The 14,876-nt window shown below is 67.6% G+C and carries 14 protein-coding genes and 1 pseudogene; 4 read left to right on the forward strand and 11 right to left on the reverse strand.

Annotation, left to right across the window (positions count from 1 at the left end; translation table 11 throughout):
- Positions 1–39 precede the first annotated feature (39 nt).
- The 3 genes from PARHAE_RS05040 (at position 40) to PARHAE_RS05050 (ending at position 3,016) form a co-directional block, all read left to right on the forward strand.
- On the forward strand, positions 40–822 hold the full coding sequence (locus tag PARHAE_RS05040; protein WP_126153513.1) for an FCD domain-containing protein: 783 nt from the start codon (positions 40–42) through the stop codon (positions 820–822).
- On the forward strand, positions 819–2,078 hold the full coding sequence (locus PARHAE_RS05045) for a glycerate kinase type-2 family protein (protein WP_126153514.1): 1,260 nt from the start codon (positions 819–821) through the stop codon (positions 2,076–2,078). Before PARHAE_RS05040 ends, PARHAE_RS05045 begins: the two co-directional genes overlap by 4 nt.
- A gap of 266 nt (positions 2,079–2,344) precedes the next feature.
- Positions 2,345–3,016, forward strand: coding sequence for a Crp/Fnr family transcriptional regulator (locus PARHAE_RS05050; protein ID WP_164555148.1), 672 nt, complete (start codon positions 2,345–2,347; stop codon positions 3,014–3,016).
- Here PARHAE_RS05050 and PARHAE_RS05055 read toward each other — a convergent pair whose 3' ends face one another.
- The 7 genes from PARHAE_RS05055 to PARHAE_RS05085 are packed head-to-tail and all read right to left on the reverse strand — an operon-like array spanning position 3,017 to position 10,927.
- Complete coding sequence (locus tag PARHAE_RS05055; RefSeq protein WP_126153516.1) at positions 3,017–4,192, reverse strand: phenylacetate--CoA ligase family protein; 1,176 nt, start codon at positions 4,190–4,192, stop codon at positions 3,017–3,019. It lies immediately after the preceding gene.
- Between the two features lie 10 nt (positions 4,193–4,202).
- Positions 4,203–4,991: an ABC transporter ATP-binding protein gene (locus tag PARHAE_RS05060; RefSeq protein WP_126153517.1), complete on the reverse strand. Its 789-nt coding sequence runs from the start codon at positions 4,989–4,991 to the stop codon at positions 4,203–4,205.
- A 4-nt stretch (positions 4,992–4,995) separates the two neighbouring features.
- On the reverse strand, positions 4,996–6,225 hold the full coding sequence (locus PARHAE_RS05065; protein WP_126153518.1) for an ABC transporter substrate-binding protein: 1,230 nt from the start codon (positions 6,223–6,225) through the stop codon (positions 4,996–4,998).
- A 39-nt stretch (positions 6,226–6,264) separates the two neighbouring features.
- Entirely contained in the window at positions 6,265–7,338 is a 1,074-nt protein-coding gene (locus PARHAE_RS05070) for a branched-chain amino acid ABC transporter permease (protein WP_126153519.1), read from the reverse strand.
- Between the two features lie 4 nt (positions 7,339–7,342).
- Positions 7,343–8,221 carry a branched-chain amino acid ABC transporter permease gene (locus PARHAE_RS05075; RefSeq protein ID WP_126153520.1) on the reverse strand — a complete coding sequence of 293 codons (879 nt, stop codon included), beginning with the start codon at positions 8,219–8,221 and terminating at the stop codon, positions 7,343–7,345.
- Positions 8,221–10,170 carry an AMP-dependent synthetase/ligase gene (locus PARHAE_RS05080; protein WP_126153521.1) on the reverse strand — a complete coding sequence of 650 codons (1,950 nt, stop codon included), beginning with the start codon at positions 10,168–10,170 and terminating at the stop codon, positions 8,221–8,223. Before PARHAE_RS05080 ends, PARHAE_RS05075 begins: the two co-directional genes overlap by 1 nt.
- The gene (locus PARHAE_RS05085) at positions 10,160–10,927 is read right to left on the reverse strand and encodes an ABC transporter ATP-binding protein (RefSeq protein ID WP_241232671.1); all 768 of its coding nucleotides are present in this window, start codon (positions 10,925–10,927) and stop codon (positions 10,160–10,162) included. Before PARHAE_RS05085 ends, PARHAE_RS05080 begins: the two co-directional genes overlap by 11 nt.
- A 165-nt stretch (positions 10,928–11,092) precedes the next feature.
- Here PARHAE_RS05085 and PARHAE_RS05090 point away from each other — a divergent pair, with 165 nt between their 5' ends.
- On the forward strand, positions 11,093–12,013 hold the full coding sequence (locus PARHAE_RS05090) for a LysR family transcriptional regulator (RefSeq protein ID WP_126153523.1): 921 nt from the start codon (positions 11,093–11,095) through the stop codon (positions 12,011–12,013).
- Here the strand turns inward: PARHAE_RS05090 and PARHAE_RS21320 are convergent.
- From PARHAE_RS21320 to PARHAE_RS05105, 4 genes and pseudogenes are all read right to left on the reverse strand, one after another.
- Positions 11,994–12,236 (reverse strand): hypothetical protein, encoded by a 243-nt coding sequence (locus tag PARHAE_RS21320; RefSeq protein WP_206436872.1) that lies wholly within the window; start codon positions 12,234–12,236, stop codon positions 11,994–11,996. The two genes, PARHAE_RS05090 and PARHAE_RS21320, sit on opposite strands and share 20 nt — an antisense overlap.
- Before the next feature lie 496 nt (positions 12,237–12,732).
- Positions 12,733–13,062 (reverse strand): annotated as a pseudogene (locus PARHAE_RS22075) (hypothetical protein); the annotation flags it as partial.
- Between the two features lie 225 nt (positions 13,063–13,287).
- Entirely contained in the window at positions 13,288–14,070 is a 783-nt protein-coding gene (locus PARHAE_RS05100; protein ID WP_126153525.1) for an SDR family NAD(P)-dependent oxidoreductase, read from the reverse strand.
- The gene (locus PARHAE_RS05105) at positions 14,067–14,876 is read right to left on the reverse strand and encodes a PCC domain-containing protein (RefSeq protein WP_241232672.1); all 810 of its coding nucleotides are present in this window, start codon (positions 14,874–14,876) and stop codon (positions 14,067–14,069) included. Before PARHAE_RS05105 ends, PARHAE_RS05100 begins: the two co-directional genes overlap by 4 nt.

Consider the following 14,876-nt stretch of genomic DNA (forward strand, 5'->3'; position numbering starts at 1 on the left):
ATTGCGATGACATGGCGGCGACGACAAGGGATCCGCGCCATGACCGATCTGTCCATCCGCCCCGAACGCGCCGCCGAGGCCGTTGCCCGCCATATCGAGACGCTGATCCTGGAAGGGTCGCTGGCGCCCGACGACGGCCTGCTGCCGGAACGGGATCTTGCGGCGCGGCTGAACGTCTCGCGCCCGACGCTGCGCGACGGGCTGAAGCTGTTGCAGGATCGCGGTCTGCTGGTGGGCGAAAAGGGCCGGGGGCTGCGTGTCGCGGCCCTGGGCCGGGGGGCGATCACCGATCCGCTGCTGACGCTGCTGGCCGACCACCCCGAGGTCGAGGACGATTACCTGGATTTCCGCGATGTGGTGGAAAGCCATGCCGCCGGTCTGGCCGCCGCGCGCGCCACCAGCCTGGACCGCGACCGCATCGCCGCCGCCCTGGACGCCATCGACACCGCCCATGCCGCCGCCGCCCCGGTGGCCGAGGCTGATGCCGACGCCGCCCTGCACCAGGCGATCTACGAGGCCAGCCACAACCTGGTCCTGTTGCAGATCATGCGGGCGCTGTCGGGCAGCCTGCGCAGCAACGTGGCGCGGAACCGGGGGCGGATGTTCACCCTGCCGCAGATCCGCGACCGGCTGCGCGACCAGCACCGGGCCATCGGCGCCGCCATCCTGGCGCGCGATCCAGATGCCGCCCGCGCCGCCGCCCATGCGCATCTGGCCTATGTCCGCCAGGCCGCCCGCGACCTGGCCAATGCGCAGGCGCAGCTGGAAACCGCCCGCCGCCGCCAGTCGGCCGGGGGCCTGGGCCAGCGGGGGCAGGCATGACCGATCCTCGCGCCAATCCCGCCGCCTTCCTGCGCCGCCTGTTCGACCGCGCCGTCGAGGTTGCCGATCCCATGCGGTCGCTGGCCGCGCATCTGCCGCCGCGCCCTGCGGGCCGGGTCGTGGTAATCGGCGCGGGCAAGGCCAGCGCCCGCATGGCCGAGGCGGTCGAGTCCGCCTGGGGCCCGTGCGAGGGGCTGGTCATCACCCGCTATGGCTATGCCCGCCCCTGCCGGGGGGTCCAGATCGTCGAGGCCGCCCATCCGGTGCCCGACGCGGCGGGGGCGCAGGCGACGCTGCGGATGCTGTCGCTGCTGGAGGGGCTGGACCAGGGGGATTTCGTGCTGGCGCTGATCTCGGGCGGGGCCTCGGCCTTGCTGTGCGCGCCGGTCCAGGGGGTGACGCTGGCTGAAAAGCAGGCGGTGAATGCGGCGCTGCTGGCCTCGGGCGCGCCGATCGGGCAGATGAACCTGGTGCGCAAGCATCTGTCGCGCGTCAAGGGCGGGCAACTGGCGGCGGCGGCCTTTCCGGCGCGGATGCTGGCGCTGATGATTTCCGACGTGCCGGGCGACGATCCGGCCTTCATCGGATCGGGGCCGACGGTGGGCGACCTCTCCACCCCCACTGACGCGCGGGCGGTGCTGGACCGCTGGGGTATCGCGGTCCCAGCCAGTATAAGCCGCGCCTTGCAGGGGAACAGCGGCGTCGTCCCCCCCGGCGATCCGCGCCTGTCGCGGGTGGAAAACCGGGTCATCGCCGCCCCCGCGCAATCGTTGCAGGCCGCCGCCGATCTGGCCCGCGCGGCGGGCTGCGCGGTCGAGATCCTGGGCGATGCGCTGGAAGGCGAGGCGCGGGACATCGCCGCCGATCATGCGCGCCTAGCCCTGGACCGGCAGGCCGCGCGCAGGCCCGGCGATCCGCCCCTGGTGATTCTGTCGGGGGGCGAACTGACCGTGACGCGGCGCGGCGATGGGGTCGGCGGGCCGAATGCCGAATATTGCCTGGCCCTGGCGGTGGCCTTGGACGGGGCGCACGGCATCCACGCGCTTGCCTGCGACACCGACGGCGTGGACGGCGCGGCCGAGGTCGCGGGCGCCGTGATCGGCCCTGGCACCCTGTCGCGCGTCCCGCCGGGACAGGCCCGGCAAGCCTTGGACGACAACGACGCCCATCGCTTTTTCGCCGGGCTGGGGGCCGGGATCGTCACCGGCCCGACCCTGACGAATGTCAACGACTTCAGGGCGACCCTGATCGCCTGACGCCTTCCGGCAAGATATTTCGTTAAATATAGAAATGTTAATCCGAATGTCGGCTGGTTGACACTTCGGCATCGGCAAAAGGTCTATCAGTCAAAGAGCGCAGTCGTGGTGCGCTGCATATTCTGAGTTGAGTGCGAGTTAGGCTATCCCGTCGCATCGCAAGATGCGGTGCCCTTTTTTGGGTCGGGATAGCCATTTTCCCGATTCAGTGGTATCATGTTTGGGTCGCCGGGTGGCCTGCCCGACCGCTTATGGACCCGTTCGCGATGCTTGACCCGCACGATTACGCGCATCTGTTGCAGGCTCCGATCCTGACAGGGCTGACGCGCGAACAGAAAAGCGCGCTGCTGTCGGCCTGCACCGTGCGCGCACTGAAGCCCGCGACCCCTTTTCTGCGCCAGGGCGAGCCGACTCTGGGCAGCTATTTCATCGCCTCGGGCCGGGTCGAGATCTGCTATGTCGACAGTTCCGGCAACCAGGTGATCGTCCATATCGCCACCACCGGAGAGATGGTGGGCGAGGTCGAGGCTCTGTCGGGCAGGCCCTGCGCCGCCAGCTGCCAGACCCTGACCGATACGACCGTGCTGTTCTGCCCGACCAAGGCGCTGTACGCCCATGTCCCGCCGAAGATCCTGATCCCGAACCTGTGCACGCTGCTGCACGACCGCCTGATGCGCGAGAACCGCAACCGCATGGCGGATCATTACTACAGCGCCGAGCAGCGGATCCGGCTGTATCTGCGCCAGTTGACCAGCGATTCCGACGATTCCGTGCGGATCAGCCAGTCGCAACTGGGCGTCGTCATCGGCTGTTCGCGCCAGACGGTGAACCGGATGCTGGGCGAATTGCGCGACGCGGGCGTGATCGAGCTGGGCCGCAACTCGGTCCGGGTGCTGGACCCCGCGCGGCTGGCCGACGGCGCGCCCGCGACGGAATGATCAGCGCAGGTCGGCGATGACCCGGCCGTCATTGGGCAGGCTGCCCGGCGCCACTACCTGGACCGTGCCTTTCAGCCGGGTGATTTCCGCCAGCTTGGCTGCCAGCCTGTCGGCGGCGTCGTTGTCGTCATGTTCGGCCAACAGGTGCATCCGGTCCTGTTCGCCCGCCCGGCTGATCTCCAGCCGCAGCCGGTGGCAGCCGGGGACGGCGCGGCCCAGGGCGGCGATCTGTTCGGGGCGCACGAACATGCCCTTGACCTTGGCGGCCTGGTCGGCGCGGCCCATCCAGCCCTTGATGCGGCGCGCGCCGGTCGCGCCCGCGATGATCGCCGACATGTCGCCGGTGGCGAAGCGCAGCAGCGGATAATCGGCGTCCAGCCGGGTCACGACGATCTCGCCCACCTCGCCGTCGGGAACGGGGTCTCCGGTGCCGGGGCGGACGATTTCCACGATCACGCCGCCGTTCAGCACCATGCCCGGCCCGCCATCCTCGTAGGCGACGATGCCCAGATCGGCGGTGCCGTAGCATTGCCGGACCGCCACGCCGCGCCCGGCCAGTTCCGCCCGCAGGCTGTCGGGCAGGGCCGCGCCCGTGACCATGCCGATTTCAAGGCAGGTGCGGTCCACGCCCGCCTCGTCGGCCTTGTCGAGGATGATCTTCAGGAAATCCGGCACGCCGACATAGACGCGCGGGCGGTATTGGCGGATCGCCACAAGCTGGTCGGCGGTGTTGCCGGGGCCGGCGGGGATGACCGGGCAGCCCAGGGCCTCGGCGCCCCCTTCAAAGATGAAGGCGGCAGGGGTCAGGTGATAGGAGAAGGTGTTCAGGATCACGTCGCCGGGCCGGACGCCCGCCGCCGTCAGGGCAGCGGCCGATCCCCACCAGTCGGCCCCGCGCCCCTCGGGGTCGAAGATCGGGCCGGGCGACACGAACAGCCGCCGCAGCCCGGCGACCGGCCCGCCGGTCAGCCCGCCGAAGGGGGCATCCGCCGCCTGCCTCTGGATCAGGTCCGACTTGCGCAGCACCGGCAGCGCAGCCAGGTCGGCCAGGCTGGCCATCGGCGCGGCGGGCAGGTCCGCCCAAGGGGCCTGGGTTTCGCGCATCCGCGCCAGTTGCGCATTCAGGCGGGCAAGCTGTTCAGCCGCGCGCGGGCCGCGGTCGGTTTCGCCGGTCATGGGGCTTTCCTCAGGCCAGCCAGCGCTTGCGCCGGCGATAGTGTTTGACGTTGCGGTAATCGGTATGCTCCGCCCCGCCCAGATAGAAGTCCTGCACGTCGGGGTTCGATTTCAGCACATCCGCCGCCCCCGACATGACGACCTGGCCCTGTTCGATCAGATAGGCGCGGCTGACGATGTCCAGCGTGGCGGCCGCGTTCTGTTCGACCAGCAGGACCGACAGCCCCTCGCGGGCGTTGATTTCCTGGATGATGCCGAAGATTTCCTGCACCAGCAGCGGCGACAGGCCCAGCGAGGGTTCGTCCAGCATGATCAGCTTGGGTTCGGTCATCAGCGCCCGGCCGATGGCCAGCATCTGCTGTTCGCCGCCCGACAGGTACCCGGCCTTGGACTTGATGCGTTCCTTCAGGCGTGGGAAATAGGCATAGACCTGATCGCGAAGCTCGTTGAACCGCGCGATGGACCGGCCGCGATAGGCGGCGACCAGGTTTTCGTCGGGCGTCAGGTGGCCGAAGATGCGGCGGCCTTCCAGCACATGCACCAGCCCCCCCGCCACCCGTTCCGGCGCGCCCAGGCTCAGGATGGACCTGTCGCCGAAGCGGATTTCGCCGCGCGTGACCAACCCGCGCTCGGGGCCAAGCAGCCCCGAGACGGATTTCAGCGTGGTGGATTTGCCCGCGCCGTTCGACCCCAGAAGGGCGACCATTTCGCCCTCGCCCACCTCCAGCGAGACGCCCTTGATGGCAAGAAACACCTTGTCATAGATGACCTCGACGTTTTCCAGGATCAGCGCGGGCATGGCGTCAGTGCCCCGCCTTGTAGTCGGCGGCCGATTTCTCGATCACTTGGCGGATCAGGTCGGGATAGGCCGCGTGCCATTCGCTGACCGGCACCCATTTCTCGCCGTCCCATTCGGACACCCGGCCCGCGCCGCCGCCCTGGTGGTCCTCGGCGGTATAGGTGACGGGCGGCATCAGGCCTTCGGCGTCATAGCCCGCGATCTTCTCGAACCCGGCCTTCAGCGTCTCGCCGGTCAGCGGCTGGCCGGTTTCCAGGCCCAGGCGCGCGGCCTCGACCGCGACGGCCATGGTCGCCACGCCCAGGTTGTAATAGCTGTTGCCGACATTCGCGGCCTCGCCCGAGCCCTTGCCCGCGTCGATGACCTTTTCCTGGATCCGCTGGATGATCGGATGGTCGGTGCCTGCCGCCGTGGCCTCGAACCGCTTCACGCCCTTCATCTGCGGACCGACATTGGCGGCGTCGGTTTCGGCCAGCCAGATCACCGAATGGATCTGTTCGGGCGCGATGCCGTTCTGGATGGCGGTGCGCACCGACACGGCCTGACCGCCGCCCGCGCCCCAGATCAGGACGTAATCGGGACGGTAGCGCCGCACCTCGGACCAGGCGGCGGACTGTTCGTTGCCGGGGCTGGCATAGGGGAAGGCCTGGAATTCGAAACCTTCCTGTTCGGACAGGGCCTGAAGGATCGGGCCGGGTTCGCGGCCGAAGGGGCTGTCGATATGGACGATGGCGATCTTCTTGCCTTCAAGCCCGCCGGTGTTCTTCATATGCTCGATCAGGGCGGCGGCCTGCGCCCAATAGGTCGCCATCATCGGGAAGACATAGGGAAAGACTGTCCCGTCGGAAGCATCGCCGCGCCCGTGGGCGGGGGTGATGACCACGTTCTTGTCGGCCTGCGCCTGGTCCAGGATCGCGGCGGAAACCGGCGTGGACAGGAAGTCGAACAGGATCGCGCCTTCCTCCTTGGCGCGGTTATAGGCCTCGATCCCGCGCTGCGGCTGGTTGCCGGTGTCGCGGACGATGGCGGTCACCGTGTTGCCCTCGCCCAAGGTGCCTTCGGCATTCGCCAGCGCCAGGTAATCCTGCTGGCCCTGGTTATATTGGCCGGTCACGAAGGTATAGACCGCCGTGAAGTCCTGAAGCAGGCCGAACTTGACATCCTCGGCCGCCACGGGGGCGGACAGCCCCGCCACCAGGGCGGTCGTCAGCGCCAGTTTGCGCAGAAAGGTCATGTGTTTTCCTCCCATGTTGTGCGTTCCCCCTCCCAAGGGTCAGCTTCTGGCGTGGCGGAACGGCCAGACCAGGAAATACTTGCGGATGTTGTCGTATATTTTCGCCAGGCCCAGCGGCTCCAGCAGCAGGAAGCCGATGATCATGGCGCCATAGATCATCAGCGGCAGGTGCGACAGGAAGTTCTGGCTGACCGGCACCCAGCCCGACGCGGCCAGGGCCGAGATGATGTTGGTCAGGAAGATCGGCGCCAGCAGCACGAAGCCCGCGCCCAGCCAGGATCCGATCACCGACCCCAAGCCGCCCACCAGCACCATGGCGACAAGCTGGATGGACACGTTGAAGCCGAACTGTTCCGGCGTCACCGCGCGATAGAAGCAGAAGGCCAGGATCGCGCCCGTCACCCCGCCCATGAAGGACGACGTGAAGAAGGCCATCAGCTTGGTCTTGAACGGATCCACCCCGATCACGGCGGCGGCGAAGTCCTTGTCGCGGATCGCCACCAGGGCGCGGCCAAAGGAGGTGCGCTTGACGTTCATGAAGAACACCGTCAGCAGCACCGCCCAGCCGAGCGCCAGCCAGTAGCGCGAGGCGAGGCTGTCGATGGGCATGAACAGGAAGCTGACCGCAGGCGTGCGCAGCGTCGCGTGCGCGCCGCCGGAAATGGCGGGAATGTTCACCACCACCCAATCGACCAGATACTGCATCGCCAGGGTGGCCATCACCAGATACAGGCCCTTGACCCGCAGCGCCGCGCCGCCGAAGACCGCGCCGATCACGGCGGCGATCAGGCCCGACAGCAGCAGCGCCAGTTCGAACGGCACCCCCGCCCGGACCAGGTGGATCGAGGCATAGGCCCCGATCGCCATCACCGCGGCGAACCCGAAATGCAGCTGCCCCGCCAGCCCCATCAGCAGCGTCAGCGACAGCGCCGCCGCCGACCAGATCACCCAGGGCAGCACATAGCTGCCCAGATACAGCGGCGAGACATAGAGCGGCGCCAGCAGCGCCAGCACCAGCAGGGCGATCACCAGCCTGCGGTCGGTGGGGATCTTCCACAGCTTGCGGTCGGCCTGATAGCTGGTGTGATAGGTGCCAGAGAGGCGATAGAACATGGCGTCAGATCCTCTCGATGTCTTCTCGGCCGAAGATGCCGAAGGGGCGGACCATGATGGTCAGCAGGATGATCAGCGAGGTGACGACATCGCGCGTCGATCCGCCCGCGATGCTGTCCAGATATCCGGGGATCACGGTGCCCAGCACGCCGACCAGGATGCCGCCGACGACCACGCCGGGCACCGAATCGACTCCGCCCAGGATCACCACGGCGACGGCGGGGAACAGCAGCGTGGACAGCGTCCAGTCCACCCCCTGCGACGATCCCCACAGCGCCCCGGCGACCACGGCGGCGATGCCCGCCAGGCCCCAGGAAATGCCGATGGCGCGTTCCACGGAAATGCCCACCGCCCAGCTTGACACATGGTCGTCGCTGACCGCGCGCAGCTTGGTGCCCAGCCTTGTGCGGAAGAACAGCAGCGAGGCGCCGACCAGCAGCAGCGCGATGATGCCGCCGTAAAGCGAGGTGCGGTTGATGAACACGTCGCCGACGATGATCGGCGCGAAGCCGATGCCCAGGTCGATGGGCTTGGGCGCCGATCCCAGCACGCCCGGCACCAGGCCGCGCAGCAGGATCTCCAGCCCCAGGGTCAGCATCACCACCATGATGACCGGCTGGCCGACCATCCGGCGCAGCAGCAGCCGTTCGACCACAAGCCCGAAGCCGAACATGATCGCGGCGGCGATGGGGATGGCGATCCAGACCGACAGGCCCCAGGACATCACCAGCCAGACCGCGTAGCCTGCGGTCATCACCAGGGCGCCCTGCGCCAGGTTCGGCACGCCCGCCGATTTGTAGATCAGCACGAAGCCCAGGGCGACCAGCGAATACATCAGCCCGGTCAGCGCGCCGGAAATCAGCAGTTCCAGGAAATACGCCATCACGCGGCCCCTTTCACGTCGGACAGCCGCAGCACCCGGTCAAGCGAGCCGGTCTGGCCGTTTTCATAGGTGATCTGCGCCTTGAAGTCGATTTCGGCCGCGCCCGCGTTCATCGCCTCGATGATCGGGCCATAGCGGTCGTCGATCACGTTGCGCTTCAGCTTGCGGGTGCGCGTGACCTCTCCGTCGTCGGGGTCGAATTCCTTGTGCAGATTGACGAAGCGCGCGATGGACAGGCCGTGCGGCAGATGTGCGTTCACATCGGCGATCTGGCCCGCGATCAGGTCATAGATCCGCTGCTGCTGCGACAGTTCGGCATAGGACGTATAGGGCACGCCATGTTCCTGCGCCCATTGCCCGACCGCCTGGAAGTCGATGCAGACGATGGCCGTCAGCATGTCGCGTCCCTGGCCGATGACGGCAGCGTCCTTGATATAGGGGCTGAATTTCAGCCGGTTCTCGATATAGGTCGGGATGAAGCGGGTGCCGTCGCGCTTTTCCACCACCTCGGAGACGCGGCCCAGGACCACAAGCTGCCCGTCCGGTTCGATCTGGCCCGCGTCGCCCGTGTGCAGCCAGCCGTCGCGCAGGGCCTCGGCGCTGGCCTTGGGGTTCTGGAAATAGCCGTCGAAGATATTGTCGCCGCGCAGCAGGATCTCGCCATGTTCGTCGATCTTCATGTCCACGCCGGGGAACGGGCGGCCCACCGTGGTCAGCGAGATGTCCTCGGGCTTCTGGGCCACGGCCAGGGCGCAGTTTTCGGTCTGGCCATAGAACTGCCGCAGGTTCAGGCCGATGGCGCGGAACCACAGGAACACGTCCTCGCCGATGGCCTCTCCGGCGGTATAGGCGCGCTTCACCCGGCCCAGGCCAAGCTGGTCGCGGATCGGACCATAGATCAGCCATTCGCCCAGCCAATGCGTCAGCCCGCCGCCGCCGGGCTTGCCATCCAGCCTGGCGCGTTCCACCGCCATGGCGCGGGGCATGAACCAGTCATAGAGCCGCCGTTTCAGCCCGGTGGTTTCGGCGATCCCCACCTGCACGCGGGTCAGCATGGCCGACCAGGCGCGGGGGGATGCGAAATACAGCGTCGGCGCCATTTCCCGCAGGTCGTGCAGAGCGGTCTCGTTCGCTTCGGGGATGTTGACGGTGAACCGCAGTTCCATCGCCGCGCCGACCGAAAAGATGAAGTCGCCCACCCAGGCCATCGGCAGATAGGCCATGTGGACCTCGCCCTGCTGGAAATATCCGGCGGCGGCGGCGTTGCGGACCCCCGACAGGACATGGCCGTGCTTCAGCGGAATGCCCTTTGGGGCGCCGGTGGTGCCGGACGAATGCATCAGCACCACGGTGTCGTGGATGGTCGGCCGCGCGATCAGCGCCTGGGCCAGGCCGGGATCGGCCTTCAGCCGCGCCGCGCCCTCGGCCCGTATGGCGTCGAAGCCCGCCACGCCCGGCGGTTCCCGGCCCGCAAGGCCGCGCGGGTCGTCATAGATCACCAGATCCAGATGCGTCCAGCGGCCCTTGGCCTCCAGCATCTTGTCGACCTGTTCCTGATCCTCGGCCACGGCGACGCGGATATCCTCGCGCTCCATCTGCGCGGCCAGTTCCTCGGTGGGCGCGTCGGCATAGGCCGGGGACGGGATCGCCCGCAGGCAGGCCGCGCCCAGCATCGCGAAATACAGGTTCGGGCGGTTGTCGCCGATCACCATCACCACGTCGCCCGGCTTCACGCCGCGCGCTTCCAGACCGGCGGCGAATTCGGTGACGGCGCGCAGATAATCGGCCCAGGTGTATTCCTGCCAGATGCCATGGTCGCGTTCGCGCATGGCGACCTGGTTCGGCACCTCGGCCGCGTTCTGCGCCAGCCGCGCCAGGATCGTGTCCTCGGTGCGCCAGTTCGGATGCAGCGCCTGGGCCTGGGCCATGTTCACCGGATCATGCTGCATGGCGCGGCTTTCCGATATAGGCCTCGACCACGCGGGGATCGGCGATGGCTTCGCGCGCCGGGCCTTGCGCGATTTCCTGGCCGTTGTTCAGCACCAGCACCCGGTCGCAAAGCGCGGTGACCACATCCATGTGATGTTCGATGATCAGCACCGTCAGCCCCAACGCTTCCTGCGCGTCCAGGATGAAGCGGACCATGTATTCCTTTTCCTCTTGGTTCATGCCCGCCATCGGCTCGTCCAGGACCAGCAGCTTGGGTTCGGCGCAGAGCGCGCGGGCCAGTTCGACGCGCTTTTGCAGGCCCAGGGGAATCACGTCGACATGCTCGTCCCGCGCGGGGGCCAGTTGCAGCAGGTCGATCACCTCCTCGACATGACGGCGGTGTTCGACTTCCTCCTTCTGCGCCCACCAGGGATAGAAGAAGGACGCCAGCGGGTTCGGCTTCATGAAGATGTGCCGGCCCATCAGGATGTTGTCCAGCACGCTCATCCCGTGGAACAGCGCGACGTTCTGGAAGGTGCGGGCCACGCCCATCCCGGCGATGCGGAACGGCTTCAGCCCGTTGATCCGGGTGCCGTCCAGGGTGATGCGGCCTTCCTGCGGCGGATAGAATCCGGTGATGGCGTTGACCAGCGTGGTCTTGCCCGATCCGTTCGGCCCGACCAGGCCGAAGATCTCGCCCCGCCGCACCGCGACCGAGACGTTCTTCAGCGCGACCACGCCGCCGAACCGGCGGACGACATTGTCGCAGACAAGCATGTGATCGCCCTTCATGCGGGCAAGCGTCCGTTCAGTCCGCGCATGGCTGTCCTCCCAAACAGTCTGCTGGCCGGTCCTCTGCCGACCCGGATGGGAAAAGGCTAGCATTGGATTCGTTTTTCGGTAAACCGAAAAGAATGGCAAAGTTCTTTCGGGATTCCTGAAATGCACCCCAATCTGGTCGATCACCTGCGGGCCTTCTGCGCCATCGCCGACGGCGGCAGCCTGACGGCGGCGGCCAGGGACTTGCGGCGCCCGATCTCGTCCGTCAGCTATTCGCTGGCCCAGCTGGAAAGCCAATGCGGCTTTCCGCTGCTGGGGCGGGGCACCAACCGGGCCGAGTTGACCGAACGCGGCCGCGTGCTGCTGGCCGAGGCGCGCAGCGTCGTCGAACGCGCCCGCAGCTTCACCACCCATGCCGAATCGCTGGAGAAGGGAGAGGAAACGCGCCTGCGGGTGCTGGTCGACGTGCTGTTTCCGCGCGCGGATCTGAACGACGCGCTGCGGGCCTTTTCGGCGGATCACCCGCATGCGCGGTTCCAGTTCTTCAATTCGTCGCTGGCGACGCTGTGGGACGACCTGCGCGGCGGGGGCATCGACTTCGCCCTGACGCTGGCCGCCGCGATCCCCTCGGACATCGCCGCCCGCCACCTGGGGACCGAGACGCTGGGTCCGGTCTGCGCCGCCCATCACCGGCTGGCCGCCCTGCCGCAGCCGCTGGCGATGCGCGCCTTCGACCGGGAACGGCAGATCTATTACGTCGGATCGCCGCAGATCGACATGGAGCGCGTGGGGCGGCTGTTTTCCACCGATGTCTGGACCGTCAACGATGTGGAATCGATCAAGTCGATGGTCGCGGCAGGGCTGGGCTGGTGCTTTTCCGCCAGCCGCACCTTCGAGCCGGAAATCGCGCGCGGCGAGGTGGTGCGCCTGACCTGCGAGGACATGCAGTTCCACCCGGTCCGCACCGTGGTGGTGGCCTGGCCCGCGCATCGCCGCCCCGGCCCGCTGGGCAGGCAGATGGTGCAGGCCTTGGCCGACCAGTTCGGCCAGGGCGCCGCCGATGTCAGGCCAGAAGCCCGGTAAAGCGCAGCATCGCCTTGAGGCTGTCGATCGGCTGGGACGGCCGGAACAGGCTGGGCGACCAGCGATGCCCGTCGATCCGCGCGTTCCAGTATGAGCCGGCGTCGCTCAGGACCAGCCCTGCCAGCGTGTTGGCGACCAGATGGCTGCCAAGCGCGCCCAGGTGGTTGCCGCCGACCAGCTCGGCCTCGCGCAGGACATAGAACCACAGGGGTGGTGGCCGCATCCAGGCCGGGGGCGGTCAGGAAATCCCGCCCCTCCGCCACCTGCTGCGGGGTCAGGGCCGGGATCGGGCGATACAGGCCGGTGGCGTTGATGGCCTGGATCAGCCCCTGGGCGGACGGGATGTTCAGCCGGTATCCGCGCCGCAGGTTGCGCATCGCCAGGCGCTTCATCACCGCCGGGGTGGCGGGCTGGTTGATCATGTCGTCCAGCGGCGGGGCCAGATGCGTGTCGATCCTGAGGGCCGAGCGCAGGGGCGTTTCGGCATGGACGAAGCGGTCCCATTCGATCACCCAATTGCCGGGCAGGGCGGATTTGGGATCGGCCGTCAGGGGCGAGGGCATCCCGCCGCTGCCGGTGAATTCGAACAGCTGCGTGAAGCTGGCGAAGGGCAGGATCTGCGCCGATCCGGCCGCCGCCGTGCGGAAGAAGCGGTTATGGTCGTAACCGCCGCGCACCATCGAATGCCCGAAGCGGAAGCCCGCGACCGAAAATTCCAGCGGCGTCGGCATCCGGGCGGGATCGGCGGGCGGATTGGCGGCCAGGAATTCCGCGTAAAGCGGCGCGCCGGTGGCCAGAACCTCGTCCACCACATCGCCTGCGCAGATCGCGGGCAGGAAAGCGTTCAGGACCAGCCACTGGTAATGGAAACGGGTCAGGCGGCGGGCTTCCTCGAAGTCGTTGCCCAGATCGACCAGCCGGTTGTGCAGGCGCAGGAAGGCCACATGCAACTGCGCCACCGGCAGGTTTTCGTCGTTGCGCCCGTCGGACGATCCGCGTTCCGTGGCTGAGCGAGAACAGCATCTTGAACTCCGGGCAATCGTGATCACAGCAGCGCGAAGGGGTTGCGCCGGACAACAGGGCCGCAATGATGCGGTTTGGCGGGACTATTCCGGCGCGATCCTGTTTCAGCCCGGAAGGAAAATCCCATTCAAATAAATATCATTAATTCGGAATTGAATCCACAAATAAAGAAACGGAATATATTGAGGCATCGTTCAATATATTCCGTTTATCCGATAAGGAATTTCAATCGGTTCGCGGGCGCGGGACGGTCAGACCGCGCGCTGCGTCCCGTCCTCGCGCCGCAGGGCGGGCAGGCCGACCCCGGTCGCGTCGAATCCGCCATCGACGGCCAGGGTCTGGCCGCTGACGAAGCTGGCCTTGTCGGAACACAGGAAGACGATGGCCTCGGCGATCTCACGCGCCTCGCCGTATCGATTGAGCGGGATGGCGTCGTAATAGGCGCTGATGATTTCCGGCGCGTGGACCGCCATCGCCAGCTTGGTGCGGACCGGGCCGGGGGCCACGCAGTTGACGCGGATGCCCTGTTCGCCCAGTTCCGCCGCGAATTGCTTGGTCAGGTGGATCACGGCGGCCTTCGACGTGCCATAGGCCACCCGCAGCGTCGATGCCCGCAGCCCGGAAATCGAGGCGATGTTGACGATGGCGCCTTTGGTCTTGGCCAGTTCCGGGATGGCGGCCTGGGTGCACAGGAACACGCCGTCCAGGTTGGTGGCCATCACCTCGCGCCACTGGTCGAAATTCGTCTGGTTGGCGCGGGAAAACAGCGCCACGCCCGCGTTGTTCACCAGGGCGTCGACGCGGCCGAAACGGCTGACCACGCTGCGGATCACGCCGTCCACGCTTTGCGGGTCGGAAATGTCGGCCTCGATGGGCATGACGTTTGCGATGTGATCACAGGCGCGGTGCAGTTCCTCGGCATCGCGGTCCACCACGGCGACGCGCCAGCCCTGCTCCAGGAAAATCTCGGTCGCGGCCAGGCCGATGCCCCGCGCGCCCCCGGTCACGATGGCAACCTTTGCGTCCTGCGTCATATGTTCGTCCTTTCGATCAGCAGTTCCAGCGTCACGCCGACCGGGTTTTCCCCGCATGTCAGCGCGCCGCGCATGATGGTGCCCGTGATGTCCACAACCTCGATCGGGACATGGGCACGGCCCCGGATCAGGGTCGCCCCGTCCAGCCGCAGTTCGGTGGCGTGGCAGTCCATGCGGTGGCCATCCGCGAAACGGATATGGTCGATGCTGCCCACGCCGTGCAGGCGGGCATCGGTGATGCCGTGCCGGGCAGCCAGCGTTTCGATGGCCGTGATCACATCCTCGCCGGGGAGGATCCGGGCCAATAGGCCAGGACCATTGCCGCCGCCCTGCGGGGTGAACAGGGTGAAGGCGGTTTCGGCGTCGGGCAGGGCCTCGAACCAGGCGTCCGGGGCGCCGATCCCCGATGCCGGGGCATCCGCCGCCAGGATGCTGTCGAAGGGCAGCAGATGGCCCATCGTGCCTGCCCAGGTGCCGTGGCAATGCAGGAAGGGCGCGCCATCCTTCCAGCCGACCGTGGCGGTCGCGCGGGCGATGGTCACCGGCCCGTCCGGCGCATGGGTATCGGAATACCAGGCCGCATGGATGCCGTCGGTCGAGGGCGCGGGCAGGACGAAGCGCAGCGGGTCGCAGGTCACGCCGTCCAGCCAGACCACGCCGCCCTTGCAGCCCGCCTGCGCGAACAGATCGCCCACCGCGTCCATCACCGTCTGTCCCGCGCGCAGCACCCCCGACAGGGGCCGCAGATCCGCGCGCACGGCAACCGCGCGTTCCGCCGCGCGCGGGCCGGGATGGATCATCCTCAT

Origin of the sequence: Paracoccus haematequi, assembly GCF_900631945.1 — a bacterium.
Lineage (GTDB): Bacteria > Pseudomonadota > Alphaproteobacteria > Rhodobacterales > Rhodobacteraceae > Paracoccus > Paracoccus haematequi_A.

Coding starts and splice junctions, on each gene's coding strand:
- PARHAE_RS05040 (WP_126153513.1), top strand. CDS start 40: ATGACCGATCTGTCCATCCGCCCCGAACGCGCCGCCGAGGCCGTTGCC.
- PARHAE_RS05045 (WP_126153514.1), top strand. CDS start 819: ATGACCGATCCTCGCGCCAATCCCGCCGCCTTCCTGCGCCGCCTGTTC.
- PARHAE_RS05050 (WP_164555148.1), top strand. CDS start 2,345: ATGCTTGACCCGCACGATTACGCGCATCTGTTGCAGGCTCCGATCCTG.
- PARHAE_RS05055 (WP_126153516.1), bottom strand. CDS start 4,192: ATGACCGGCGAAACCGACCGCGGCCCGCGCGCGGCTGAACAGCTTGCC.
- PARHAE_RS05060 (WP_126153517.1), bottom strand. CDS start 4,991: ATGCCCGCGCTGATCCTGGAAAACGTCGAGGTCATCTATGACAAGGTG.
- PARHAE_RS05065 (WP_126153518.1), bottom strand. CDS start 6,225: ATGACCTTTCTGCGCAAACTGGCGCTGACGACCGCCCTGGTGGCGGGG.
- PARHAE_RS05070 (WP_126153519.1), bottom strand. CDS start 7,338: ATGTTCTATCGCCTCTCTGGCACCTATCACACCAGCTATCAGGCCGAC.
- PARHAE_RS05075 (WP_126153520.1), bottom strand. CDS start 8,221: ATGGCGTATTTCCTGGAACTGCTGATTTCCGGCGCGCTGACCGGGCTG.
- PARHAE_RS05080 (WP_126153521.1), bottom strand. CDS start 10,170: ATGCAGCATGATCCGGTGAACATGGCCCAGGCCCAGGCGCTGCATCCG.
- PARHAE_RS05085 (WP_241232671.1), bottom strand. CDS start 10,927: ATGCTTGTCTGCGACAATGTCGTCCGCCGGTTCGGCGGCGTGGTCGCG.
- PARHAE_RS05090 (WP_126153523.1), top strand. CDS start 11,093: ATGCACCCCAATCTGGTCGATCACCTGCGGGCCTTCTGCGCCATCGCC.
- PARHAE_RS21320 (WP_206436872.1), bottom strand. CDS start 12,236: ATGCGGCCACCACCCCTGTGGTTCTATGTCCTGCGCGAGGCCGAGCTG.
- PARHAE_RS05100 (WP_126153525.1), bottom strand. CDS start 14,070: ATGACGCAGGACGCAAAGGTTGCCATCGTGACCGGGGGCGCGCGGGGC.
- PARHAE_RS05105 (WP_241232672.1), bottom strand. CDS start 14,876: ATGAGGATGATCCATCCCGGCCCGCGCGCGGCGGAACGCGCGGTTGCC.